The sequence below is a fragment of the Bacillus sp. LR--39 genome (assembly GCF_053613335.1).
The window spans coordinates 1-622 of the sequence record NZ_JBSIOT010001132.1; the positions used below are offsets into that span (position 1 = coordinate 1).

Annotated in this window: 1 protein-coding gene; it reads right to left on the reverse strand. The window is 46.5% G+C overall.

The window, feature by feature from the left end:
- A partial coding sequence (gene guaA, locus ACWHAR_RS28910) for a glutamine-hydrolyzing GMP synthase (RefSeq protein WP_452088677.1) occupies positions 1 to 473 on the reverse strand: 473 nt, incomplete at its 3' end.
- Positions 474 to 622: the final 149 nt, after the last annotated feature.

The following is a 622-nucleotide window of genomic DNA, read 5'->3' on the forward strand; positions in this document are numbered from 1 at the left end:
GCTGAGTTCGGGCAATGATGGCTTGTCGCATCAACGGTAAAGCCTTCTGGAACTTCAACTACTAGATCACCATGACTCATCCAGACGACTTGTTCGTTTGGAAGATCTTTAAACAGATCCGGTTCACCCTCGATATGAATGTTTGCTTTTCCGTATTCGCGCTGGCTTGCCGCTTCTACTTTTCCGCCAAGGTAATGCGTCATCAGCTGCATGCCGTAGCAAATTCCAAGAACAGGGATGTCCAGTTCGAAAATCTTTTCGTCGCAGCGGAAAGATCCTTCGTCGTAAACGCTGTTCGGACCGCCGGACAAAATAATTCCTTTCGGATTCATTTTTTTGATTTCCTCTGCCGTCAACGTATGAGGATGCAATTCACTATATACACCAAACTCACGAATGCGGCGGGTAATCAGCTGGTTGTACTGACTTCCAAAATCCAACACAAGAATCATTTCATTTACTAACTTCGTCATGGTGTCACCTCTTTATCAAATTGTCTTTTTGCACAGAAAAAATGGCGGCAGACACACGGCCGTCCTGCCCCCATTCACGGGACAAGGCCCGGCTTGTCCGATAGATAAGCCGCCGAGCCTGCCAGCAAGAATATATAAGGGTTTTTAAT